This window comes from Pseudomonas sp. NPDC087817, from assembly GCF_044742875.1.
Classification (GTDB): Bacteria; Pseudomonadota; Gammaproteobacteria; order Pseudomonadales; family Pseudomonadaceae; genus Aquipseudomonas.
This window is the reverse complement of sequence record NZ_JBIUVJ010000002.1, coordinates 59,206-82,820: the sequence shown is the minus strand read 5'-3', so window position 1 is coordinate 82,820 and position 23,615 is coordinate 59,206. Positions and strand designations below refer to the sequence as shown.

At 52.1% G+C, this 23,615-nt stretch carries 23 protein-coding genes and 1 pseudogene; 8 read left to right on the top strand and 16 right to left on the bottom strand.

Annotated elements, in window-relative coordinates; genetic code table 11:
• Window positions 1-22: 22 nt before the first annotated feature.
• Window positions 23-355 (top strand): hypothetical protein, encoded by a 333-nt coding sequence (locus tag ACIONG_RS02405; protein WP_016486477.1) that lies wholly within the window; start codon window positions 23-25, stop codon window positions 353-355.
• Window positions 356-417: 62 nt separating this feature from the next.
• Here the strand turns inward: ACIONG_RS02405 and ACIONG_RS02400 are convergent, their stop codons facing one another.
• A complete protein-coding gene (locus ACIONG_RS02400) occupies window positions 418-627 on the bottom strand; it encodes a branched-chain amino acid transport system II carrier protein (protein ID WP_122556966.1) in 210 nt (69 codons plus the stop codon).
• A gap of 229 nt (window positions 628-856) precedes the next feature.
• Window positions 857-1,024, bottom strand: coding sequence for a hypothetical protein (locus ACIONG_RS02395; protein ID WP_016486478.1), 168 nt, complete (start codon window positions 1,022-1,024; stop codon window positions 857-859).
• 85 nt (window positions 1,025-1,109) lie between these two features.
• On the opposite strand from ACIONG_RS02395, the gene ACIONG_RS02390 reads away from it, so the two are divergent.
• The 3 genes from ACIONG_RS02390 to ACIONG_RS02380 all read left to right on the top strand — a co-directional run bounded on the left by ACIONG_RS02390 (window position 1,110) and on the right by ACIONG_RS02380 (window position 3,650).
• Window positions 1,110-1,457, top strand: a complete 348-nt coding sequence (locus ACIONG_RS02390; protein ID WP_401296466.1) for a hypothetical protein — start codon at window positions 1,110-1,112, stop codon at window positions 1,455-1,457.
• Window positions 1,458-1,734: 277 nt separating this feature from the next.
• The gene (locus tag ACIONG_RS02385) at window positions 1,735-2,949 is read left to right on the top strand and encodes an AAA family ATPase (RefSeq protein ID WP_401296795.1); all 1,215 of its coding nucleotides are present in this window, start codon (window positions 1,735-1,737) and stop codon (window positions 2,947-2,949) included.
• The gene (locus ACIONG_RS02380) at window positions 2,946-3,650 is read left to right on the top strand and encodes an HNH endonuclease (RefSeq protein ID WP_016486481.1); all 705 of its coding nucleotides are present in this window, start codon (window positions 2,946-2,948) and stop codon (window positions 3,648-3,650) included. The genes ACIONG_RS02385 and ACIONG_RS02380 overlap by 4 nt, the downstream gene beginning before the upstream one ends.
• 84 nt (window positions 3,651-3,734) lie before the next feature.
• On the opposite strand, the gene ACIONG_RS02375 is transcribed toward ACIONG_RS02380, so the two are convergent.
• The 5 genes and pseudogenes from ACIONG_RS02375 to ACIONG_RS02355 all read right to left on the bottom strand — a co-directional run bounded on the left by ACIONG_RS02375 (window position 3,735) and on the right by ACIONG_RS02355 (window position 8,284).
• The gene (locus ACIONG_RS02375) at window positions 3,735-4,463 is read right to left on the bottom strand and encodes an abortive infection family protein (protein WP_401296464.1); all 729 of its coding nucleotides are present in this window, start codon (window positions 4,461-4,463) and stop codon (window positions 3,735-3,737) included.
• Between the two features lie 436 nt (window positions 4,464-4,899).
• The gene (locus ACIONG_RS02370) at window positions 4,900-5,094 is read right to left on the bottom strand and encodes a hypothetical protein (RefSeq protein ID WP_401296462.1); all 195 of its coding nucleotides are present in this window, start codon (window positions 5,092-5,094) and stop codon (window positions 4,900-4,902) included.
• 59 nt (window positions 5,095-5,153) lie between these two features.
• Window positions 5,154-6,002, bottom strand: a pseudogene (gene proC / locus ACIONG_RS02365) (pyrroline-5-carboxylate reductase).
• A gap of 150 nt (window positions 6,003-6,152) precedes the next feature.
• Entirely contained in the window at window positions 6,153-7,055 is a 903-nt protein-coding gene (locus tag ACIONG_RS02360) for an FRG domain-containing protein (protein WP_016486484.1), read from the bottom strand.
• 128 nt (window positions 7,056-7,183) lie between these two features.
• A complete protein-coding gene (locus tag ACIONG_RS02355) occupies window positions 7,184-8,284 on the bottom strand; it encodes a helix-turn-helix transcriptional regulator (RefSeq protein ID WP_401296460.1) in 1,101 nt (366 codons plus the stop codon).
• 89 nt (window positions 8,285-8,373) lie between these two features.
• On the opposite strand from ACIONG_RS02355, the gene ACIONG_RS02350 reads away from it, so the two are divergent.
• The gene (locus tag ACIONG_RS02350) at window positions 8,374-9,252 is read left to right on the top strand and encodes a hypothetical protein (RefSeq protein ID WP_401296458.1); all 879 of its coding nucleotides are present in this window, start codon (window positions 8,374-8,376) and stop codon (window positions 9,250-9,252) included.
• 6 nt (window positions 9,253-9,258) lie between these two features.
• Window positions 9,259-9,588, top strand: coding sequence for a hypothetical protein (locus ACIONG_RS02345; protein WP_024717970.1), 330 nt, complete (start codon window positions 9,259-9,261; stop codon window positions 9,586-9,588).
• 81 nt (window positions 9,589-9,669) lie between these two features.
• Here the strand turns inward: ACIONG_RS02345 and ACIONG_RS02340 are convergent, their stop codons facing one another.
• From ACIONG_RS02340 to ACIONG_RS02315, 6 genes are all read right to left on the bottom strand, one after another.
• Entirely contained in the window at window positions 9,670-10,083 is a 414-nt protein-coding gene (locus ACIONG_RS02340; RefSeq protein WP_401296456.1) for a helix-turn-helix domain-containing protein, read from the bottom strand.
• Between the two features lie 122 nt (window positions 10,084-10,205).
• On the bottom strand, window positions 10,206-11,015 hold the full coding sequence (locus ACIONG_RS02335; protein ID WP_401296454.1) for a hypothetical protein: 810 nt from the start codon (window positions 11,013-11,015) through the stop codon (window positions 10,206-10,208).
• Window positions 11,016-11,118: 103 nt separating this feature from the next.
• A complete protein-coding gene (locus ACIONG_RS02330) occupies window positions 11,119-13,116 on the bottom strand; it encodes a DUF3732 domain-containing protein (protein WP_401296453.1) in 1,998 nt (665 codons plus the stop codon).
• Window positions 13,100-13,606 (bottom strand): three component ABC system middle component, encoded by a 507-nt coding sequence (locus ACIONG_RS02325; protein WP_401296451.1) that lies wholly within the window; start codon window positions 13,604-13,606, stop codon window positions 13,100-13,102. The genes ACIONG_RS02330 and ACIONG_RS02325 overlap by 17 nt, the downstream gene beginning before the upstream one ends.
• A complete protein-coding gene (locus ACIONG_RS02320; protein ID WP_401296449.1) occupies window positions 13,603-14,808 on the bottom strand; it encodes an ABC-three component system protein in 1,206 nt (401 codons plus the stop codon). Before ACIONG_RS02320 ends, ACIONG_RS02325 begins: the two co-directional genes overlap by 4 nt.
• A 468-nt stretch (window positions 14,809-15,276) precedes the next feature.
• The gene (locus ACIONG_RS02315) at window positions 15,277-15,873 is read right to left on the bottom strand and encodes a hypothetical protein (protein WP_401296447.1); all 597 of its coding nucleotides are present in this window, start codon (window positions 15,871-15,873) and stop codon (window positions 15,277-15,279) included.
• A 499-nt stretch (window positions 15,874-16,372) separates the two neighbouring features.
• On the opposite strand from ACIONG_RS02315, the gene ACIONG_RS02310 reads away from it, so the two are divergent.
• Together ACIONG_RS02310 and ACIONG_RS02305 are read left to right on the top strand one after the other, a co-directional pair.
• The gene (locus ACIONG_RS02310; RefSeq protein ID WP_401296445.1) at window positions 16,373-17,620 is read left to right on the top strand and encodes a DUF4427 domain-containing protein; all 1,248 of its coding nucleotides are present in this window, start codon (window positions 16,373-16,375) and stop codon (window positions 17,618-17,620) included.
• Between the two features lie 191 nt (window positions 17,621-17,811).
• Window positions 17,812-18,660 (top strand): DUF2726 domain-containing protein, encoded by an 849-nt coding sequence (locus tag ACIONG_RS02305; protein WP_401296443.1) that lies wholly within the window; start codon window positions 17,812-17,814, stop codon window positions 18,658-18,660.
• A gap of 284 nt (window positions 18,661-18,944) precedes the next feature.
• On the opposite strand, the gene ACIONG_RS02300 is transcribed toward ACIONG_RS02305, so the two are convergent.
• From ACIONG_RS02300 to ACIONG_RS02290, 3 genes are read right to left on the bottom strand one after another with little or no spacing between them, the layout of a single operon-like run.
• The gene (locus tag ACIONG_RS02300) at window positions 18,945-21,356 is read right to left on the bottom strand and encodes an AAA family ATPase (protein ID WP_401296441.1); all 2,412 of its coding nucleotides are present in this window, start codon (window positions 21,354-21,356) and stop codon (window positions 18,945-18,947) included.
• Window positions 21,353-22,057 (bottom strand): ABC-three component system middle component 1, encoded by a 705-nt coding sequence (locus tag ACIONG_RS02295; RefSeq protein WP_401296439.1) that lies wholly within the window; start codon window positions 22,055-22,057, stop codon window positions 21,353-21,355. Before ACIONG_RS02295 ends, ACIONG_RS02300 begins: the two co-directional genes overlap by 4 nt.
• Complete coding sequence (locus ACIONG_RS02290; RefSeq protein WP_401296437.1) at window positions 22,054-23,487, bottom strand: ABC-three component system protein; 1,434 nt, start codon at window positions 23,485-23,487, stop codon at window positions 22,054-22,056. The genes ACIONG_RS02295 and ACIONG_RS02290 overlap by 4 nt, the downstream gene beginning before the upstream one ends.
• Between the last annotated feature and the right edge of the window lie 128 nt (window positions 23,488-23,615).

The following is a 23,615-nucleotide window of genomic DNA, read 5'->3' as shown; positions in this document are numbered from 1 at the left end:
GTTACTGCATCCGAGGAGTTAGATGGGTACTGAATTGAGCGAAGACGAGATGCGCCGGGCGCTTTTCGGTAGCATGGAACCTGCCCTGCCAGCCGCAGTGGCCTCCAAACCAGAGCCCGCTCCAAGCATAGTGTTCTCCAAGCCCGCTGCCCCGACAGACAAGAAGAAAGTTGCCAAGCCGTTTAGACCAAGAATCAAAGTCACGTTACATGTCAGCAACGAGTACGAAGGCCGCATGTTTGAGCTGATCCATGAGGCTGACACCCTCAGCACTCTGTTGGCAGAGCAGCAGGCAATCAAGGCTGCCCGAAAGAAATACCGATATGTTGAAGTGGTCTCAGTTACCCCGATCTGAGTGGAGCTGCACCACTACCATCGCCTAGACCGGTTGTAGTTCTTGGGCCGCCTGATTGATTGTCATCGCCCTTGCCGGAGCGCCGCCGGGCTTCTTGAGTCACGCCTTGCATCGATAATCCATGAGAGGAATGCGGTCGCCGCTGTTGGCAGGAGCCATGCTAAGCCGTATCCGTTCAGGGGGAGCGCATCCATCAATGCCGCAATGCTCCACAAATCCAGTGCCGTTCCTCTCACGCTGTCCAGAAGTCCCAATACGAGCGCTAGGGCAATCCGGGCATAGAAAAGCCCTTGGTCGACATTTTAATCAATGATCGCCACAGACTGATCTTTCAGCTCAGCAAGCAACAGTGGTTTCGCATATATTGCGCGTGCTCGATCGGCTCCGGCGGCCTAGTGTTCGGTCTGAAATGCCAACCATGGCACGGTCGGAGCCCTACGGCTGTTTCTCACCTGGAGTGGCGAGCATGCTGCTAGAGACCAGGTCAGGGGCTGATCGTCATCACGCTTGATCGGAGTGAGCTGCCTCCCTCAAGGCCTCTGCAAGCGTTTCCAAGGCATCTCGCAAACGCTGGTCTTCCCGAGGGTCATCTGTCTTGGGCTGGAAGGTGAGGCAGTGACGCAGCAGCGCGTCCGCGTCGTTGTGATTTAGATCAAATTCGATGAGCATGCGAGATTCCGTTGTCGTGATGCTTGCGCCGGCCATGATAATTCAAACCCTGGCGAGTCCGGGGAGGGCACCGAGGAGCCTGGTTTTGATTGCAAATGCAGAGCAGCTTGTTTGGCTGCGAGCTGCTCAGATTTACGGGCCTGAGCTGGGTCATTTCCTTGATATCGCGATTGGCACATTCAAGAGGTCACCAGGGCTTAAAGGATTAACTCGCCTGTATGAGAAGAGCATCGGAGAGCTTGGGTTGGAGGCGTTGCTCATGTCGCTCAACCGTGGCAGTAAGGTCTGGTTTTATCCCTTGCCCGGGGGTGTTGAGATTCGCCCGGAATTGCGGTGGCATCTTTTCTACTCATTGCGTCGAAAACTGATCCTCGACGAGTACCTCACGGACGCCATGGTGGACGACCACATCAGTGCAGATCTGGGGCTATGATGCTCGGGCCCTGCGTATGGTTGACACCGTCCTATGGTCACGTTCTGATTAGAGGTACTGTCAGCATTCGCAACAGACGGTTTCGATGGGTTAGTGGCGCATGCGTTCCACTCCTATCGGAAGTGGCTTTTGAGCGGCGTGTGTCAGAGGGAGCGCTTGTGCCAAACTCAAACGAGCATGTTCGGCCTACCCAGAGAACGTCAGGTCTAATCAGTTTCGGGAAAATGGCGGCGTTTGGATTGGCTTGATTACATAGCAAGGAGCAATTTTGGTCAACGTGATTAATCAGCTGCATGCGAATATTTCGTCATCAATAAAAAATGGTGAGGGCTCGCATGTTACTTACATAATTGGTAACAATGGTGCTGGTAAAAGTAGGATACTGGCTGAGCTTGCTCAGCATTACGGATTGGCTGATCAAGGGCATGTTGATTCAGTCCTTTGTATAAGTAATGCTGTGACGGACAGGTTTAAGTTTGGTTCGAGTGTTGATGTTAAAGTTAAATATCTCGGCAGTCGAACCGTAGGTAATGCAGTTCATTTGACTTTGCTTGCGCGATCGATTGCGAAAAATTTGTGTGAAGGTATTGTTAGTTCGAAATTTGAACTATTTGATAAAATAAAGGCTGCTCTTGGTACTGAGTTTTATCTTGCTTTACCTGGTCTGCGAAAAAAGCCTAAATCCGGCTCAATGGTATTAGAGGACTTGATCGACAAGCGCCGCCTGAATGGTGTTGACTTGAATGATGTGTTTTCCGAACAGGCGAGAGTGTGGATGACCAGTTTGTTCGGCAAGAATTACCCTTTCAGTGAAATGTCGGTCGAGCAGGCGGGCGAACTACTCAAGTTTTTTTCTTTTACTCCTAATGTAACATGCGAAATCAGAAAGAATAATTCTTTTGTATCTTATGCGAATCTTAGTTCTGGAGAGCAAAACAGGATTGCCCTTGCCGTTAAGTTGCTGAGCCACGCTGATGATCGTATGCTTGTGCTGATTGATGAGCCGGAGTTGAGTCTTCACGTTCAATGGCAAGCTGAATTCCATAGGTTTCTAGGCAGGCTTTTAGCAGGCTATAAAAATTATCACGTTGTTGTTGCTACTCATTCGCCAGTTATTGTGTCTGAAGCTGCCAAAGACATGCCTGGAGAGTCGCGCTCGATTATTCTTCTTGAGGAGTCTGAAGTGAGTGATGCTAGCGATATCTCCTGTCGTGTTGCGAGTGCGGATGATATCAAAAGTTTCGATCAGACCGTTTTGGATTATTTTAAACTGGCTACCTACAATAGTCCTTATATTGACATGAAGATCGCTGAGATCATGCTGGAAGCGGCGAATTCAAATGGTCTTACTCAAGAGGTGGAAAGAAATATTGATGAGTTGGATGCATTAAGAGCTGTCAAAAAGGTTACCGACGAGACGGATGCGGCTATTTTAGAGGCTATCGATCTTATTCAGAGGCATTTCGCTCACAAGACTGAGCGCGCTTCATGAAGACAATGGGCAGTTCGGACGCGAATCGTGTGCTTTCTGATTTAGAAAGCTTGGTCGATGCTGAAGCCATCACCGTGACAGATGCGTGGAAGGTGTTTAAGTCTCCTGGCCTGAAGCACGAGTTCAAGAAGATAAGCCTTCGTCTCACGCCGATAGAAATTGAGGCTGTAGAGTCATTGTTGGCTGCTGTGAAAAGCAGGTTAAGGACTGGTGCGCGCAAACGATGCGCCTATTGTCGCCGGCCTATGGGAACGCATAAGATGTCATGGCATATAGAGCACATCAAGCCCAAGTCGAGGTTTCCAGAGCTTATGTTCTCGATGAGCAATTTGGTGTATGCCTGCATAGATTGTAACTTCACAAAAAATACTGAGATTGATAATCCCAAGGTGTACCTGTTCGACATCATAGATCCAGGGAGTACGGGGTTTTCCTATTCCGCCCACTTGTCTTATCTCCAAGTCACTACGGAGCATCTTCACTTTTTGAAATATTCCCCGATCTCACCAGAAGGCACTAAAACCTATGAGCGTTTGTTGCTCCAAAGAATTGAAGCGCTTGAGGTTGTGTCAGGTCTCAATGGTCATATAAGAGATCTCAGCCACAGGATCGATGATGCCGTCGTTGAGTGCAACGATGACGATAATGGTGAGATAGGCCTTTTTTTGACAAAGCTGAAGCTGAAAATTGTCACTCGCTAGATGGGCGCCGGTGCGAGAAAAAAATCATGGTAATACTTGTTCAACTGCTGCCTGTTGAGAGCAAATGCAACTTGCGTTGCAGCCCTATGTCAAATTTTCGCCTTTAGCCGGACTGTGGATCGCATGATGCTGCTGCAGTAAAAATAGGCAGGCCGTGCCGGCCAAATTCACGCACATGGTGGCCACGCTTTCACTGAGATTGTCGGCAGCACTTCCACGACCATGCGCGTCGCCAAACTCATTGCGTAAATCCCCAACCGTTTTCATCATGGCGGCCATGTCCTGGACGGCTTGTTGCACCTTCGGCGGGCCCTGGTCTAACCGCAAGACTTTGCAGGTTGCCTTAAACAACTGATCTCCTTGTAGGTGACGGTCATTCCCATGCTGGATCAAAATCCATTTTTGGGTCGCCTCCCAGAAGCTTCTTGCGGCTGTCAGGGCACCGGCTGGGTCGTTGGGATGACGGTTGAGTGCTTTCGCCCAAAGCGTGTCAAGGTGTTCATCCCCTAAACGACCTAGCAGTGCGCCCAGATGGTAGTCGACGGGCTCCAATTGTCCGATGGCTTCTCGCAACAGCTGTTCGCCTTCATAAGTGAGCCCACCGATGACGATGACCTGACTGCAAAGCAGATCACCGCCCAACGACTCCATGTGTGGCAGCTGTTTGTTGATCAAGCCCTTTTTGCAGGCATAGTCGAGTGCCTTGGCCGTCCCCTGAAAGGCTTGCAGCGCTTCTCGGGTGTGATCAGCAGGTGAAAATTCATTATTCCCATGTTCGACCTGCCTGAGCACGTCCAGCAGTGTCCGATCCATGACGCCATCCTCCCTAAAGCCCTGCACCCTTGAGCGCCGTTGCTCGACGACGTTTTACCTGAGTCCGATGGCTCAGGGGTTGACCTGCCGATTTACTCAGGTTTGGAGGCAGGCGTCTAGCAGATACCTCTGCTTGGAAGAGCGACACCCTCTTTGAGGGTGCGTTTGGGTTAGTTACAGCATGCACCTCCCCGGTACAGATGTTCCAAACGTCCATGGCCATCGACTTTCCGGGACTTGGTAGTGCGTACGCCTGCAGCATGAAGATGGCGATGCTCAAACGTAATCTAAGGATCTACCCATGTGTCTGCTGATCGCTCGGAGTGGACTCGGAAGGGCACATGTAGTCGAGGGCAGTGCTCGCGACTTCTGAATAGACCGCCTTATCAAGTCATGCCTTTCCTGATTTCTGATCCCATCTGGCAAGCGATATGGCTCAATCGTCGAGGTTGGCCGCGATGTGCTGAACCAGCTTGAGCGGCGCGGGGCTGTTGATGAGGTCATACAGGATGTCACGCTTGCCTCGCGGTAATTTCTTCATGATGTTCTTGCCAGCACGGCGAACGGCATCGTCTGTACCGTGAATGCGCTCGGCCAAGAGCAGAACCAATACGGCGTCACTGAGAGTCATGGTGTGCCTGGGTCAATGTGGGGTGGGTCGATGATGGCGGCGACAACTAACATGTGTTCTTACGCTTTATCCAACTCTTGGCTGAGTGCCTGGCTTCGGACAGCAGCAGCTGAAATCGCCTCTATGAACGCGAGCTTTACTGCGCGATCATCTAGAACCTGTACGGCGGCTTCAGTGGTACCACCTTTGGATGTGACCCTCTGCCTCAACGTTTCTGGCGCCTCGGAAGACGAGTCAGCCAGCAGGGCAGAGCCTCAGCAGGTCGCTAATGCAAGTTGGCGGGACTGCTGGGGAGTGAGGCCAAGCGCGAGCGCCGCCTGCTCAAGCGCTTCAATCAGGTAGAACACATAGGCCGGGCCACTTCCAGAGACGGCGGTGACCGCATCCAGCTTTGAGTCATCATCGAGCCATAGATGCTGGCCCACCGCTGCTGCGACAGCGCTCACGATGCTCCTGTCCCCAGCGCTCACATGCTCGGAGGCTACTAGTCCCGTCACACCCTCTCTGATCAATGCGGGAGTGCTTGGCATGGCTCTGACCACTCGGGTGCTGTTGAGCATGCGCTCCAGCGTCCCTAGCCGCACGCCAGCGAGCAAACTGATGATCAGATTGTCGCCGAGCAACGGGGTGAGCAGGGGTAGAACATCACGCAATTGTTGAGGCTTTACTGCCAAGACCAGGACGTCGGTTTGAGCGAACGCTTGATCCAGTACCCTCTGGGTGTTTACACCGTACTCACCGCGCAGACGCACCATGCTTTCTTCAGACCGTACGCATACGTTGATGCGGGTCGGACTTACTCCGCCAGCAATCAAACCTGAAATGAGCGCACAAGCCATGTTGCCCCCACCCAGAAAGGAACACGTGAGGTTTCTGAGCGAGTCAGCAACGTTTGAAGGATCGAGCATGGCGCAGGTACTCCGCGATGAACAGTGCTGCTGGCCCAGACTGGCGGCGTACCGTGGCAGGCTGACTGCCATGGAACACAGCCAATCGTCAAAATGGGCAGGCAGGTATTGCGCCAGATTCTACCAGCAGTACCTAACACAGACTCAGGATCAACGAGCGGATCGTTTGCCTGCCTTTTTGTTTCGTGCGTTGGCGTACGTCAGGTTGGCCGACTTCGCGATGTCTTTGGCGATCGAATCAAGACTGGGATAGATGAAGGCTTCGTTGATGCCTAATTTTGCCAAGCTGGCCAGGATGGCTTTGGTAGACGTGTACGGGATGAAAATTTTTGAGATGAGGTCTTGTAGAGGGGTGTAGTAGTCAAGTGGCGCGATCTGCGATCCATGAAGTGTGAATGTACCGCTCTGGGCCCGGATTCGCGTCGTCATGTGGGGGGCGGTGATACATACCGGTAGCGTGGATATATCTTTTGCGAAGGGGTCGATGTATTTGTCCCAGCTTTCTGCATGTGAAGCGATATCAATCGTCTTGGGCTGCAGAATCGTTTGTTCATTGATCTTCGTCGGTTCAATAGCAAACACCGCGAAGCCTTCCTCACTGAAATTATCTTCCTCAAATCGCTCGCATTCAGCCTCTCCATCGCCTTCGCGCACTTGAGCACCCTGGGCTGCAAAATACAATGCCACTAGGGCATTGGTAGACCAGTCGAGCAGTCTCGTCGGCAATCCGTGGTGCTGAGCGATGAACATCCACTCGAATTCGTTCGTGGGTTGCTGCTCCAGAAATGGTCTGCCTAGCTGCTTGAACTCCTGGAGCATTTTTTCCGAGTCCGGGCCGGAGTAGACCCCACCACTGCTGAGTCTTACTGCCGTGTCGTCAATCTCTTCGCCAAGGTGGTCATGAGACTGATGGATATTTCGCAGTGCTCCAGGTATGAGCCGGTGACTGGCGCTCGATTGTCCTCGGAACCACAGTGAGTTGGGTTCGTCAGGTTTCAAGCTGTCAATGATGCTTACGAATTCTACGAGCGTCCTGGCTGTATAAATTTTCACAATAGCCTCTTGGAATTTTGATTTCTGGTTGTGCCATCCAATGCTACACGAGCAGCTCTGTAGAGCGCTTGACCTGTGTGCACCCAGATGCTTGTCCTGGAAAGCGGTTTGGGGATTTAGACCTGCACTCATCGGGTATCGGGGATGACGCTATGCACCTCGACGTACATCTGGAGTGCCTTCATCAGCGTTTTGCGGATGTGTTCGCGCAGATAGGTAGGCTGCAGCACCTCGATCTCATCAGCGTTACTCATCAGGAACAAACGAAGCCCCTGTGTGTCTTGGACGGAGCACTTCAAGATCGCTCCCGCTTCGGTAGGTTCGACCTCCTGTGTCTCGTTCAGGCGATTTTCTGTGAGCCGGTTCAAGAGATTCGGCCCCAACCCCAGCACGAGATCAATCTCCTCCTGGCCGTGGACGGTCATGAGATCCTTCTGGATAGCGAATGAATCGAACCGGTAATTTTTAGGGTCGGGAATGTCCAAGAAGCTAGTGCTTACGCTGACCACGCGATGCAGCATCAGGACACAGGTCATTCCAGGGCCATTGCTGCTGTACTTGCCACGCGAAGCACCCGGCTCAGGTGCTTCGCCGCTTGGCCATTGTTCTGAGTCCACGTAAGCGGATAGATAAATATTGGAATCCTGGAATGAGAGCGCCAAGGGCTTCAGCAGATAGGTGCATTCCGCGTCCTCGGCATCCCGCGGCTTGTACACCATGGTGAGGCTATGGCCAGCCAATAAAGCGGCTTGAATGATATCCAAGTGGGCCGGGTCGTAGATGCCAGGGAGGAGGGTCATGAATCGCGTGCCGGACGTGATGCGGCCTTGTGCAATCAGGTCTTGCTTTGAGTTCCGAGTGACTACGCCCAACGCATAGTCACGCAGCTTGACCAGTTGCTTGGTCACAAGCTTGAAGCCGAAGCGCTCAGAATGCTGCAGCATCGCGAGTAGGGTCATCGATTCGGTCGGCGTCAGTACCAGGTCGAGGCTCACATTCTTGTGCAACCCCCATTGAAATGACTTTTTACCTTTGGGTTTCTCACCGACGACCTGCTCATCTTTGGCGAGGGCTCGCAGATCACGCAAGGTCGTTTTGATGTGAGGGATTTGCTCGGCCCATTCAGTTTGCAGGGCATGCAGTTCCTCGGTCGTCAGCGGAGTTCTTGCACGGTGCAAAATCTTCGTCAGCGTTCTGCGGCGCAAATCTTTCGGCTTAATTTCGCTCACATCAGGCACTCAGGGACAAAAAGTGTCCTTATGGTGCTGCAGTATCGCTTTGCCAGCAACGAATTTTGGACATTGCCCTTGGAGTGCTTATGAAAACCCGAGTGACCCGTCGCATCTATCCCCCATACAAACAACGCGCAGAAGTTAAAACCTTCATCGAGTGGCTCGCCCTGCACCTTGGTTCGAATCAGCCGCTTAAGCATGAGTACGTCAACCGGAAAACGGGTAAGCATTGGCAGTTCACTGACCTGTACGACGCTTACCAACAGTACGAGTGGCAGCACCCAGGAATACCGCATTTGAAGGTGAGCGCTGGCAGTTGCGCCACGAGCAACACGAGTGCATTGAATGCGCTGAGCACTGATCTCAGCGTGGCAAGCTGCGATGCCACCATGCTGCGAGGAACGAAAGCTACGATGTCCTGGGGTGGCGTGTCGGCGCACAACAATCAGTGGCTTGAGGCCAATCAGAAAGGCTTGGCCAACATGGTTGCACAGGTCGTACAGGTGCTGCGTAGTGGGGATCTCGACAGTCCTCGATTCCTGAAAAGTCTTCGCTTCAACGCAGGCATGACTAAGGTGTATTCGTTGATCTGCCAGGACTTCATCATCTACGACAGCCGCGTCGCCGCTGCCCTGGGCATGCTCGTCATCATCTTCTGTGAGGACAAGGGCATCCATGCTCTTCCTGACGGCCTGCGTTTCCCGTGGGCTCCCGCAAAGGAGGGGGAGAGCGCCGCTGTCCCTAAACGTCGTAATCCAAGTAAGGGCGACGCATTCAAATTCCCGGGCTTGCGACGCGGGCACCATCATGCGATCTGGAACATGCGCGCAAGCTGGATCTTGAGCCAGGCATTGGCCCATCAATCCGCAGCGACCAGCCCTTTCCTCAGCGGTGGTGCAAACGCGCTGCGTCGGCTCGAAATGGCGCTCTTCATGATGGGGTACGACCTCGGCATCGCAGCGTGAACAACCTTGAGTACGTCGCCTGACATCAAATCATTGATCATCGATCTCATTGGGCATGGCGTGTTGGACGCAACGCTCAGAGCGCTACTCACCGGACAATCGCCGAGCCTGGCCGTGGGTGACATCGATGAGGCACTTCTGGAGTTGCAGCGTCAGGGTGTGATCATTGGCGCTGGCGGAATGTGGCTACCAGGGCATGCTGAAATCGTGGAGTGTTACAACCCCGCGATTTTGGAGCAATTGCTCAACCCGGGGGAGTTCGTGGAGGTCGATGTCGATGAGCTGATCGCGGAGCTTGAAGCCATGCTCGTGAAGGCCCGGAGTGCCAAGAGCTAGACGCTGCCTCTGGAGGATCAAGCGCCTCCGTCTGAGCTCAGAGATGCGCTTTTCGATGGGTCTAAGGATTTGATCCTGAGGTCACGCTTTCTCTTGCTCAGCGAAGCACAGTTCAGCTTGCGAGTATGGGGCAGTCGTCCTTTCCAGGCGGGATAGGATGGCTCGGGTTGGGCGGATGTCTGAGACCGAGCTGAGGCCAAGGCTCTTGAGTGCACCCATTGCCTCAAGGTCGGCAATGTCGGCTTCGAGGTGCTGCAATAGGGTCTTAACGGTCTGGCCGCTTTCCACGCTCAACGTGAGAGTGAACAGCGTTAATGGACTGAGCCCCAGCGCCCCACTGATGGCCGTCAGCTTGTCGATGGTAGGGCTAGATCGCCCCTGCTCCAGTTTCGACATATAAGTCCGACTGGTGGTGTCGGCCATGTGCTTCTGAGTAAGCCCGCGGCTGACGCGCATGGCTTTCAGTACAGTGGCGAAGCCTGTTTTGAGCGACATAGATGCTCCTGGCCAAAGCGAGGCGAGAAAAGCTTTCCACGCTTGCTTGAAGCGGCGGAAAGCTCTGACATAGAGCATCAGAGCGTATCACGAGTGCCCCGGTAGCTTGAGCCTATGGCGAATTAAAATCGGCATGCGTAAAGCATGTCTTTGGATATTCCTCTGAGCTCTCCAAATTTCAAGTACTGGCTTCGAACCTCTTCAACGAAGTCGAGGCACTTTTTGTTGAGTTGCTCAATCCCCCCTAAATCACTTTTTAAGCTGCAGAACCATTTGGATGTTGGTTCACACGAAGGGTGGGGGCGGCTCGGATAGAGACTTTTGGTGTGAGGGCACTCATTTTTTTCTGATGATAAATGGATAAGATCTATTTGTTTGTTGAATTTATTTGCCCTTCTGTAGCTGATTACGAAAAGCGGATCTCCATGTGCGATTGTGTTTCTTATCGTCTTCAGTGTTTCGAAAATGTCCCAAAATTTCAAGGATTTTAGTTTTACATTATTATTTGTGAGTTCTTGTATTTTGCTGGCTGCTTCAAAGCCATCTGAAAAATTTTTCTGATCTAAGAAGTATTGTTTTTGATATTCTTGGTGAGATAGCACATGGGTCAGGCACCAGAAGGTTTTGACGATCATGCTCTCAATTAACGCAACGTGTTTGACGAGAATGAGCTCATTCTGAAGCTTTGCAAGCGACTCGATAGTTTTCAGGGGTTGAGTGCTGCTGAGTTTTTCTATATGTATTTCATGCAGGGCATCCCAGTCTTGCTGGCTGTGCGCCATGTTTTCTCTTTCAGTGAAGTTGCTTTCGCTCTCGCTAGTCTGAGCGTTGTACTCCGTGAGGTCTCGCTCATGGTTTTTTATCAATGAGGCTATCACGTCGCTCAAGCTTTTTAGTTCGTTTCTCACATGGTTAATGCGCATGAGTGACATACAGGTTCCTTTGCCAAGATGTTCTTTTTTTCACGCTAATGGCTATTGATTCGATCAACGCCGAAGCCAGTTGTGCCCGAGGAGCACAACTGGCCACGTGTACTTACGCTAAGTCATTGTGACGGTGGATCCAGTGGGCAGGGATGAGCCCGTCGTCTTTGCTCTGCCATGCCGCTACGGGCACCGTGTCAGCGACTTGGCCCCAGATGTCCGGGCCCGCATGCTCAAGGACGATGATCTGGATGAAATGGCCTGCACGCTTGAGGCCTTCAGCCAAGACTTCGAAGATTCGGCGCGTGGCAACGACATCCGCTGGCCGGGCTTGATTCACCGCTTCGAAACCTGCATCCAATGCGTTGATGCCACCGGTATTGCTTGGGAAATACACCTGGCTCGGCTGGTCGATCACGATGAAGCTGAAAGGGGGGAGCTTGCGATTCTCGTCCTTCGACAGGTATTCATGAATGCCGAGGAACGTCGCGATGTGATACCCCATCCAGTTCGCACCACTGCCGATTTCCCAGAGAAAATCCCGCTGGCCGTGGGAGTCGAAGCGAAGCGTGAGCTCTTTCCGATCAAGATAAATCTGAGCGCCAGGCGTTCCGTTCAAGCCGAACTGATCCGCATAGTCCTCGAACATCGGGGCCAGTTGGGCATCCACCTTCCGCTCTTGCTCAGCCATGTCGGTCAGCGACATCTGGAAGTTGTAATGCCGAATCAGGCTTTCCAGCTCGGCCATGCGCTTGGTCAGACCCTCGTCTGCTTCAGAGCCATCCAGTTGTTTGATCAGCCGGCTGATCTCACCCGCCACGTAGTAGATCTGGCCAATGGCATTACGTGTGCGCTCATCCTCTTGGATCAAGCGACCCTGCTCTCGCACCAAACGAGACAGCTCACGCTCCTCCTTGGCACGTTGCCGTTTCAGCGTAGCCAGTTGCTTGTCGACGACGGGGTTGTCCTTGAGCGCGTCCGAAATCCGGGTGACCTTGTTGACCTTTTCTTCTAGGTTCTCGATCACCATAGGCAAGGCGTTGGTGAACGAGCCGCAGGCCACGCAGTGCCCACCATCAGTGACGCTCTGCTTGAGCCAGTCGAGCCCAATGACATGGGACTTCTCAGTATCAATCGCCGCGACGAATCGCTTGCTGTTACGCGCCAGGTGGTCGAAACCATCGATCTGGGCATCAAACTCGTCAACTATACGTTGCTGCTTCCCGACCTCCTCGATGACCACCTTCAGCTTTTCTGAGATATGCAGCCGTTGAGGTTCCAGAAGTGTCTGCTCAAGCCGCCCTTCATGGGTCGCGATGACGACCTTCTTGAGCAGTTCGACTTTCTGAGCACCCTGGGTGCTTGTGCGCTCAAGCAAGCCCAGCTGAATGCAGCGATCAAACAGTTGGTCGACGTCAGCGTAGTGGCTTGCCTTTGCCGCATGGTGGACTGCTAGCTGCTTGCGCAGCCGATCCTGCTCGCGCTGCGCTTCATCGCGACGCCGCTCATTCATGATGTAGTTGGCATCCACCATACCGAGCGCGTAGGGCATGGCGCGCGTCAGGCGCTCCTTGTGAGCAAACGAGTCGGTTTTGAAGAACAGGGTGTTGGGGTTTGCCACGATGTGTTGAGGCAGGAAGTTGAACGCTGCCATGTCGCGATAGGAGCTGCGGCGATCAAAGCTGGACGGCTCTTCCTCATCGGAGTGGGGGAGATCACTGACCCGAACCATGCCATCAAAGGCGGCTTTGTACTGCGCCAGGGAATGGGTACGGTAAACGGAGTCCGGGATCTGTTCATCGTCGACCTCCAGCATGCAAAGCTCGTTGGAGCCTTGGGAGTTTCCTGGAGTACGTCGCGCGACGATGTAGGTGGTATCGAGAAGGCGGATCTTCATCCCGAACCAATCGACTGTGTCGCGGATGATGCCGATCGGAATCTGGCACTTGGTCGCGCCCAGCACGTAGTCAATGATATGCACAATTGACGACTTGCCGGTGCCGCTCAGCCCGTAAATGATGTTGATCTTCCCGTCTTGAAAGGGAATGACTCGTGGCTCCAGGCCAGGGCAGCGAGGCCAGAGGATGACAGCGTCAATCGTGAATTTCATTGGGAATCCCAAACAAGTGCTTGTACAGGTTTTCTGTCGTGTCGGTGGCAAACCACTTCGCCAGTTTCTCAGTGGTCTGCAGCATCGCCGCGGGGATGGTGTTCTTGATGCCTCGTGGCCAACGATCGACCAGGACTTGGAAGCTGTTCTCACTGCCCTTGGAGCCGATCTTTCCAACCAGACGCGAAGAGACGGCGAGATTGAGCCCTTGTAGGGTGGTAGCCGCATGGGCAGACACCCTTCGCTGCAGATCAATTTTCAACACCGGGGTCTCCCTGAGCACTGCACTCAGGGTGGAGCGGCTGGTGCGCGGGCTCAACGCATCGCGTGCGCGCTGATTCCACACCAAGGGCAGCACCAACATCAGTTTCGGTAGATCCGGGGTTTGCCCAAGCCCTGCCTCTTGGTATTCGCCTATGAAGTGCGTCAGGAGAAAGCAGGCCAATGACGAGTTGTGGATCAATTGATGATCCAGATACACCTCACTCATGACTCTTCCTCCGAGGTCGGCGCTTCACGGTGCCAATGGATGGGGGATTGTGTTCCATCGGCATTGGCCATCCGGTGATAGGTGCCGCTGAACAGGTACTGAGCCGTGGAGTTCACCCGTCCCACCTTCATGGGAAAGGTTTCTGGAAACAAGGTTTTGGTCATCACAGATCTGTAATCAGCCGTGGCGTAGTCATCCAGCGACGTCATGTTGTCCAGCTGGTGGCGGTCGTTGATCGCTTCCCAGCGATCACTGAGCACACGCTCAGCTACATCAAAGTCCGCGGCCAGAACTCCACCAGATTCCAGAAGGCGGATGCGCTCAGAGTAGGCGGCACAGTAGAAGCCGAATTGCTTCATCAGCAGGTTTTTCGGCATGTTGATTTTGGTGAGTTGCTCCACGAACAGCATGTCCGCGGGGTCGATCTTCTCGGCCCACTCTGCGAACTCGGTTTTCTCGAAGGGCAGAGGTTCCCAAGGGCCATTCATGAACGCTTCAACGAGCGTTTGACGCTTGTTGTAGTAAGGCTGAGCGGTCGTCCAGAAAGGCTTTCGGGCTACCCAGGTTTCCTGGCAGCGGTCGAACAGGAAACCGACCAGACCATGGTAGATGTCCTCAGCATTCGCCACCGCGTCCTCCGGTAGGTGGAGGGACGCGATCACCCGCTGCTTCATCTGGGCATTGAGCTGGCCGTCCTCAATGGACATGTGCTCGATCAGAAATGCCAAGTCGGCGTCCGAGTAGGCGATGACATCCCGGGCGATCTCGCCAGGCTTGCCTGTCATGCCGCCGGCATGGGTTCGAAGGGCAACGACCGCGTCTGCCACGTCTTGCTTTGAAAGGGCATCAGAAAGCCGCATGGCCAGCGTACCTTTCTTAAGCACTCGGTTCGTGACGAGGAGGAATTGCAACTCCTCATGCTCCTTCCGAGCAGCCGCTAACCCGTTCAACCAGATGCGGAGTGTCTTCCAAAGGTTTTTACTGCTGTCTTGCAGTGGGTTTTTGCGAGGTTGGACAGACAGTTTCGCTTGTTCTGACACACGCCGAGAACCTGTCGCTGTCTGGCTGATCTCTTCAACATCATCAGCCGTTTCAATGCCAAACCTGGTCTGCGCGTTGGGTGCCGTGAAGATGCGGTACAGCGCGCGTTCGTACTGGTAGCCATACCCCGCTGCGCTGGGGCTAGCATCTGGATCTTTCATCCTCTATCTCTCAGTCCATACCCGTGTAACGGCGGGGCCGAGCCCCCATTCCTCTTTCCATGGCGCAACGGGTAAAGGAATGTACCGGCGAAGATGTCATTTGGCCATAGCTTTGAGGTGCTAGATGGGCGGATGTGACACGGAATGACCCCATCGGCAACGGAATTCCGTTCACCCAGGCCTACCAGCATTTCGTCTCGGATGAGATCGGTGTGTGTTGTTTCTGATGGTCACTTACCCCGTCAGCCAGCGGTTGGGATTCGAAGGACTCCACGGTCAGGAAAGATCACTGCTCCAGCACGGGGGGGAGGGTGACCCAGGGAGGCACTCTTCTCACGGATTGGCACTTCTAGAAACGGTTCGGCTGGATCCCAGTACGCCCGTACACCGAGCAGTGCCGATCAGGCCATATGGTTACGATGGCCTTTCGCTCAGATGATAGCCACTGGGTGGGGGGATATGAGCCATCTAAAAGGGTAACTCGTCGTCAAATGTTCCGAAATCGTCCTCTGGGCCCGCTTCAGGCCGAGGGTTGGTAACTCCCGAATCGGAATGGTTGTCCGGTTGCCAACTATTGAGGTGATGCAGCCTGTCCCCCTTGAACTCCTCAATGCCAAGACAATGACTGCAGATAATGTCGTCAGCGTAAGTCGCGAAGTCAGTAGTGCGAACGATTATGTCGCGAAGCTGAGATTCGGAGATAAAGCCTGCAATCCATACCTTTCCCCAAGCCTTACGCGCGATTTCGCTCCAGGTTTGCTCGAAGCGGATCTGTGCGTTTCTGCTGATCGAACTGTCGTAAAGAATATTCAGGTTGCCTTCAGTTATGCTCAGTATTTTGACGGGCGAAAGTACACCTTGAATCAACCCTCTCTCTATCATGCCGATAATGCGGATGTCGACGCGGTCGTTCCAAAACACAGCAAGATTTTGAATGAACACCCTGGGCTCAGGAGTGAGGTTTACATTGAAGCAGTGAGTCGCACTGAAAACGGTGTAAGCACCTTCAGCATAATCATTCATGGGCTCTTCATGGACGATGTTGATAACTTTTGAGTAGTTCATGGCTGCTTCGCGTGGATGCTGATTGTATTGCTCACTGAAGTATAGGGTTGAGATGCTGTCAAGATACGAAGGTGAAGTTTTCCTGTGGATGTTGTTGGTGGGTTTAAATATTGATGATTTCGCAATTTAAGGCGAAATCAAGATGGTGGTGCAATATAAGTGCAAGGGTGCTTCTCTGGGGGATGAGGTCTGGTAGAGGGTTGCTCAGTGAAATCAGTAGGTTGCTGTGGGGTATGGTCAATAAAGGTTTAATTGTACGATGGCGAAATGTGGTGCTTTATTTTTTGACTGGGACGGGAAGGTGACTAGAGCTCGCAGATGTATTTATTGCTGGCAGGATAATAATGGCTTAAGTCGATGTTGTCTGGGGTGTCCAGAAGTTTAGTAGAATGCTTGCGTTGTTTTGAGAGTGTACCTATGGTTTCCCTAACTTGAGTGTTAGTCGCAGAGTTGGACGTGCTCTTGAAGGTCGATATATAGCATCAGCGGGGATTTTGAAATGCCAATGAAGAAAAAAGATGGTTGCTCTGTACCTCGTATGGCTCATTACTTTCGCGCGACCAATATTCTCGGCGCGTCGTGCCCGGAGTTTATCCCTGAATCATTCCCTTCCTATTGCCAGTTTGACGATGACGAGTGGTCGGGTGGGATTCTGCTCAGGATTGCCTTGCGTATGCACCATCTTTGGCCCACGTACGGGGTTCGCGAGGGCATGAGAACCATCCAGGGTGAGCACCCTGCGGTGTGTTTCACGGGTTTCAACCTGGCTGACCTCATCGCAGTGCGTGATGGCTTTACCCCGCAGAATGCCGCGGCCACTCAGTACGCCATTACGTTTCCTATAACGGCTGCGCTGAAAGGGGGGATTCAACCGGTCGTTCAATGGTCGAACGGCCAGGCTAGCCTGCTGGACGGGTCTTCAGTTGATGGATTGACGCCAGATGATGCCGACAACCAGTACCGGTACGTCAGTGACCAACCGACGGCGTCCAGCCAGCCCACTACGCACCCTGAATGGCGGTGGAGGTATCCCAGGAACTACCGCCGCAACATCAAGAAGATCGAGGCGAACGGTTTTGAAGATAACGTCATCCCTGGCCTGAAGATTACCCAGAAAAAATGGTCGGGCCTGGGTATCGTAGTGCCCGATATGCCGACGGCCCACAGGCTTCAGTACGACGTCCTCATGTTGATTGATCAGGGGCTGGTATCCGAAGCACAGTTCGATCACATCCTCGTCTGCGACCAGTTGCCGGTAACCCTTGAGGGGCTGGATGAGCAAGCGCTGTATGCGGCTTTCTCCAATGCATGCTTTGACTTCAAATCCTGTAGGGATGTCCCGGCGTTCAAGGCGGGGCTGGCTGCGATGGATTTCTCCACCCGCCTCATTGTGCTTGAGGCCTCGACCCCCAGGGCACCTCAACACGAGCGAGGAGGCTGCTGGCTGTGGTTTGAGGACAACAGCCACCCGTACGTCAGGAAGTTGGTGCAGGCTGGCCGTGTCAAACCGAACAACAAGGGGCGCTATCTCGCATCGCTGGACGAACTAGACACGAAGCGAGATCTGCGTGAGCGCCAAGAAATCGTGTTGGCTTTATCCGAGCAACTTCGTGAGAAATACGGCGTCCAGAGCAGCTATTTCAGTGTGAAGTATTCGTATTCCCCCGACGATGATCCAGCCTACGCTGGCAGGATCTGGGGTGGGGGATACTTCATCACGGCAACGATGGATGAAGATGACGAGTGAGCAGGGCGGGGATTGCCAATGCGGTTTCATCTAGCGATGTCGCAGGTCGGTAGAGGGGCAGGAGATGGGCATCCGCGGTTAATGGGATTCGTGGCATGGGGCCGGGAAGCTCCGCCTAACCTGACCTTGCACGGTTTTCCTTCTGCGCCCTATGCTAGCGCGACATACGGCAGTAACCGTGGAGCGCGGTCATGGAAGACAGAGAGCATTGGTTTTCGTTGTTGGCGGACAAGAATTGGGAGGCGATTGGCAAGCTGCTTTATCAAAAGAAGAAGGCCAAGGTACAGGATCCCTATCTGACACTAATGACCGGGTACTTTGAGACCGAATTTTTTACCTTCGCAGAACCCCTTCCTCCTGCTGAGCGCTCCAGGCAGTTTGAGTCCACCAATCTGATCATTGAGCTGAATCAGCATGGATTCAGCCAGGGTTTCGTCGATCAATTTGTTGATGAGCGGCTGAAGCTGATGCAAGACACCAAGCACTCGGCACTCCTCAACTATGCGCAGACGCACCAGCACCGTCCGCTTGCCAAGGAAATCATTCAGTCCTTCCTGCATGCCAAGCCTGAAGTGGTTGCAGCAAGTCTGAGGGAAAACATGACTGTCCGTGCCACAGAAGTAAAGCCCGGAAAGCCCAAGACCATCAGCTTGTTCAAATCCAAGCAGGAACAGAATTTCTACGAGGCGGTACGCCGGGTTTTCCCTACCCACCATCCGTATCCGAACGTCGCCTTGAGCTGTGTCCTGGATTATCCAGCCATCAAAGATCAGCTGTCGGAGCAGGCCAAGTCCTATTTCTTCCGGGGCATCGTCGACAACGTCCTATTCGACGTGGCCAGTGGATACGTGCCTCAGTACTTCATTGAGCTGGATAGCAGCTTTCATGATGACCCACAGGCGCAGGTCAATGACCAGCTGAAGGACGCCATCTTCAGAGCTGCCAACACGAAGCTCATTCGCATTCGCCCTTTGAATGCCAAGGCCTCTTCCGTGGACGAGTTTGAGCGACTGGTGCGGGAGCTGATGCGCCAACTTTGATCATGGCGTAACGTCTTTGGGCTGCTGGGCTGCTGGGCTGCTGGGCTGCTGGGCTTGTTGGTTGTGTGGGCCGGGGCTGAAGAGTTGGGAGGGGAGGCTGCGGCTGGACAGGCGCTCATCGGCAACGCCAAGAGAGGAGACCTAGACCGTCCCGCCCCTGGGCGGGATTGTGTCTTAGGGGATCGCTTCGCTGGAATCTCGGTGGAAACGCTGACTAATCAAGGTGTCCTAAGGTCTGATAACGGCTCAATTTTTTTCAGTCCAAGCGAATATTATCACCGCCATCAGTCTCGCCTCGGTTGCTGGCTCTGGTTAGACGTTGGAGGTTTCACGAGCGCACGGTACACATAGCTATTGGTCGGCTCATATTCTTTGCGCTGCATAAGATTAATGATTTTCACCCTTACATTGTGCTTGATGTACTTGTATGTGAAATATCGCGCAACCTTATCTTCATGGGTGGACATGATAATTTGTTTGTCGCTGAAATCATTGCGTAGAAGCTCTACAAGCGACGACATATTGATGTCATCCATGGTCTGCACTGGGTCATCAATGAGTATAGTAGAGAATCGCCGGGCATAGACACGGTTTAGGGCAAGGGTGAGAGCGATAACCACCGCTGAGATTTGGCCAGAGCTCATGGTGTTTATAATGTCGTGGTCTGTCGTCCAATCTGACACCAAACGCACGTTTTTAAGCACGTCATTGCCTTGGGGGTCTTTGATGAATACCCCTTGGCCTTTACCCGCTTGATGGCTTTGAAGGATTTTACCCGAATATATAAAGAACGGGATCTCGATGTCGGTGATAAGTTTTTTTCGATATTGACCTATCTGGTTTCCGACGACAGCTATTAGTTCGCCTGTTTCGGTCAATGCCACTTCAAGGAGCGCTTTCTGCTCGTCGAGTTTAAGGAGTTGCGCTGCTACTTCAGTGAGAGAGCTGAAATATTGAGACTTAATGAATCTCTCTTTTCGTTCAAGCTGAGCTATGTCGTAGCTGCGAAGCTTTTCACTTTCACGTTGGAAGTAATCTAAATAAACACGTTCGTAAATATCAGTACTGAATGATTCCGTGTAACCGTCAGGGGATGCGCCGATTTGTCCTCGGATTCTTTCAGACAGCAAGTCAGCTTTCTCTGAAATATAGGTTTGTCCACCTGTTACAGGGAATGCCGGTGCAATGAGATCTAGGTCAGAAATATCTTCGCTTTCCAGCCAACCACGTAGGCGTTCCACTCGGTCTTTGTTGGCCGCCGCTTTCGCAATTCTCGACAATTCTTCTTGCGACGGTGGCTCCCGCAGCTGTAGGAAATCGTCGCACGCCTTGAGCAGTGGCTTGAGTTGATTGTTTTCGAATTTTTCCCGCGCTGTAACCAACTCCCGGTCTTGATCGCCCAACTGGCTGCGCAAAAGATGCCCATGGTCGGTAATCGCTTTGTCCAATGCGTCATGAGTTGCATAGTCATGGCCACAAAGACCGCACGTGGTCTCTGTCGGATGTGCCTGCATGCTTTCATGCATAGCCGTGTGATGCTTCATCAATTCAGTGTAAATGGACGTCAGTCCCCTGAATTTATCTGTAAGGCCGATCAGTGAGGTTACTTCGTTGATGAATGCATCAGGGAAGTCGACGTTCAGGATCTGAAAAAGTTTAGCTGCTTCTAGGTTTTGCTGTATGACTTTAAAGTCACCGCTGTTGAGTATGTCACGTGACCGCTTGATATATTGATAGATGCCATGGTCTATTTCGATTTGATGGTAATGTTGGTAAGTGCCTGCATAGCCCACGTACTGCTCGATGAGTTCACGCTCTTGTGCTGCTCGCTGATACCAGCGTGAGCGCAGGAAGAAGTCTCTATGAGTAAATAGGGCGGATATTTTTTGCAGTTCAGCAATCGCTTTGGTCATGCGATCTTCGTTGAGCTGGGCAATTGTGGGGCGATCCCAGAACGGTGACTTCTCGCCCGTCAGCCAAGGCAAGGCATAGACATGTTGCTCCGTTTCTCCTGTAGATAGATCATTGATGGCCTCCAGGTTGTGCAGGCTACGAATGTTTTCTATCTTGGTATTGATGTCTCGGCGCGCTGTAAAGATTTTCCTTTTGACATCTGTAAGCTTTTGAAGTTTTTGCTCTGACTCATAAGTATCCCCAAATAGATTGGCCAGTTTTTCAGCGCGCTGTGCCTCGTTATTTGACTTGAGGAATCGAGACGTGTCTTCTTGCTCAATGTAATGAAATAATAGGAAGTCGCGCGCAAAATCCTTGCTATTGAAGAGTTGGTCGAACTCCTTGTTGTCCACAGGTTTCGCTTGAGATTTAACAATCTCATGGATTTCCCATAGAGCAGAAAAATTGCCGATACGCCTCGCTGAGTTTGCGATGTCTCGCTTGAGCTTTCGCAGAAAGGTTCGTCTTTCGCCGTCTTCGTCCAAAAATTCGATGGTGATCTCAACGTCGCTCTGCCCATTATGGGCTACAACAATGTCAGCAGGATTTTGCCGACCTTCGAGCACAATCAGCCTGCGAAGGGTACCAGTAATGGCCAGCTCAATGGCGTCGAATACTGTTGTTTTTCCATACCCATTCGGGCCGTCCAGCAGAACCAAGCGATTGTTTTCGAAGTTGACCGTGAAATGCTCACCTCCGTAGATCTTGAAGTTTTTTAGCGTCACCTTGCTCAATGTGATCATGCTTTATTTCCCCAGATCGATTCGACGTTCCCGATGACCATCTCGTCTGCCCAGTCTACTGCCAGAATTTTTTCAAAAGTTTCGGTTAATGCGGCTGGTAGGGCTGAGTCGATCTGTCCTGTGAGGTTTTCTAATTTTTGCTCTTGTGGGTGGTAAGACAGGAAGGAAAGCTTCAGTATGACCCGTACGACAAGATCATATAAATGGTGTCCATTTCCACTCTGGTACTTGAACGCCAGAAAATCCTTTCCGTTATTGGCGTTTAAGATATCGTTAATGATGTCGTTCGTGATCGCCTCAATGGCGTTGCTGGTCAGGTAAACATTAAGTGCCGTCAGTTCGGGTAAGGAGTATTTGATAACATTCTTTTTGAAATTATAAGGGTCTTCTTCAAGGGCTAGCACCAAGTCATGATTCAGGCCATGGGATTCTAGGCAAATTAACATGGTGCAGTTTTTCTCAAAGTACAGTTCAACTTTACCTGTGCTTTGGATCTCTTCAAATATCTCTTGCGCAGTATTGTCAAGGAAGTTTTGAAGCGCTTGGTCACTGTTATTGTCAAGCTGGACGGTTAAGAAGTACTCTTCTCTGTGGCGGCTCTCGGCCTTATACAAGCTGAATTCAAAATATTGGTTGGGCAGGTTGACATCCACTGGCGTGAACCGGTTGCTTGCCATGATATTGTTGAGGATTGTTATCATTTTGCAAGCACACCTTTAGCTTGTTCTAGAGGGAGGAGGGTAATTAACGGCAATATATCGTCACGCTTGGCACGCGTATCCTCCGCTGCCGCCCTTGGCGCGGTGGTGCTTTTGTCGGAATCCGGTGAGAAGGGATGCACCTCAGTACCACAATATATGAGATTAGGAATCTCGTAGAGTAGCTCGCCAAGGCATGGATTTGTGCTTAGTTGCCGGATCGTATAGCTGATCCTGCCAACGGGCATTATGGTAGTCGGGAGATAACCTTGTGGTGGAGTCGTGGCGCATCTGTATGAAAATCTAAAGCGCTCCGCCTCTTGCGCTAAACGTGAAAAATCTATTTCGTGTAGGATTTTCAATAGGCAGTGACGAATACCATCATCAGATGCTCTGAAAGCGTTGTCAGTGTTGTTTCCACTGTCCAAATGAAGCTGCGGCGAAAAGTGCCTGTAGTGCTCCCATAGCTCCAAAGGGGGAAGCGACAGGAGCAGCTTCTGCGCAGCCTTTAAATTGCAAAGTTCTGGGGCTGGGTGCGGATAGTCGTCTTCGTCACTCAGGTAGTCATCGATCAATCGAGAAAAGCGATCCTTGAACCGACAGGCGATGTAGTGTTTGCTCACGTCCTCATGGTCAAAGTTAAGGATGCTGATTATTTCTTCGAATTTTATCGGTCTGGCAAGTGCGTCTGTTTTTGTCTTGTGGCGTTCAATAATATAGTTGTCGATGACGCCTAGGAAGTAATCGAATGCTTTTTCCAGCTGCTCATCAGTTATTTCAATTTCTCGTCTTGCTAGCGCGATTGAAAGTTGATTTTTTATTTTTTTGTTGATGTCGCTGAGGTCGCAAAAAGCGTTACCATCCTCATAAACGTAGCTCGCCAGGCGAGCCAGTGCGTCACTTTCTTGTATGACTATGCTATCGATAGTCTCAGCTAACGCGTCGGCATCGAAGCCTGGGAGTGATGCTTTTAGAATGGACGCTTTTTTCTTGAGGTTGTTTCCACCTGCAGCAGCGGTTTCAAGAATCGTTATCCCCGTCTTAGGCTCGCTGTCCCTATATTCTTTGAGCACTTTGCTGAAGTCGTTTTTTACCGATTCCAACAGGCCTGTAAACCCAGGGCGGTCATTGATTTTTTTCCAGGTATGAATATAGCCCGATACGCCGGCTCTCTTGTTTAGCTCTATTGTGAGGCCAAATAGAGCATCTGAGTATTCTTCAAATGTACTGGAGTTGTATGCTTTGACTTGGTGGAATGAGACGGAGTTCCCATTGACCAAGATCTCGAAGTCCTCGTTGGCTTCGAGCATCAAATCGGTTGTTGAAAAATCGTGATTGACTGGCTGAGCATTAATCAACGTCAGCGCGTAATGGAGAGCGATTTTGCCCTGGTAGTTGAAACCGCTCCAGGAGGGTGAAGCATCGAAAGCCATCAGACAATCTCCAGCACCATCACAAAATTTTCGAGGGTAGGGAGGTCAATTGGTGAACGCTAGCGTCTCCCTACGCAGCCCCAGATCATAAGGGAAAGTCGTGGCTATCTGCCATCTTTCCGAAGGGC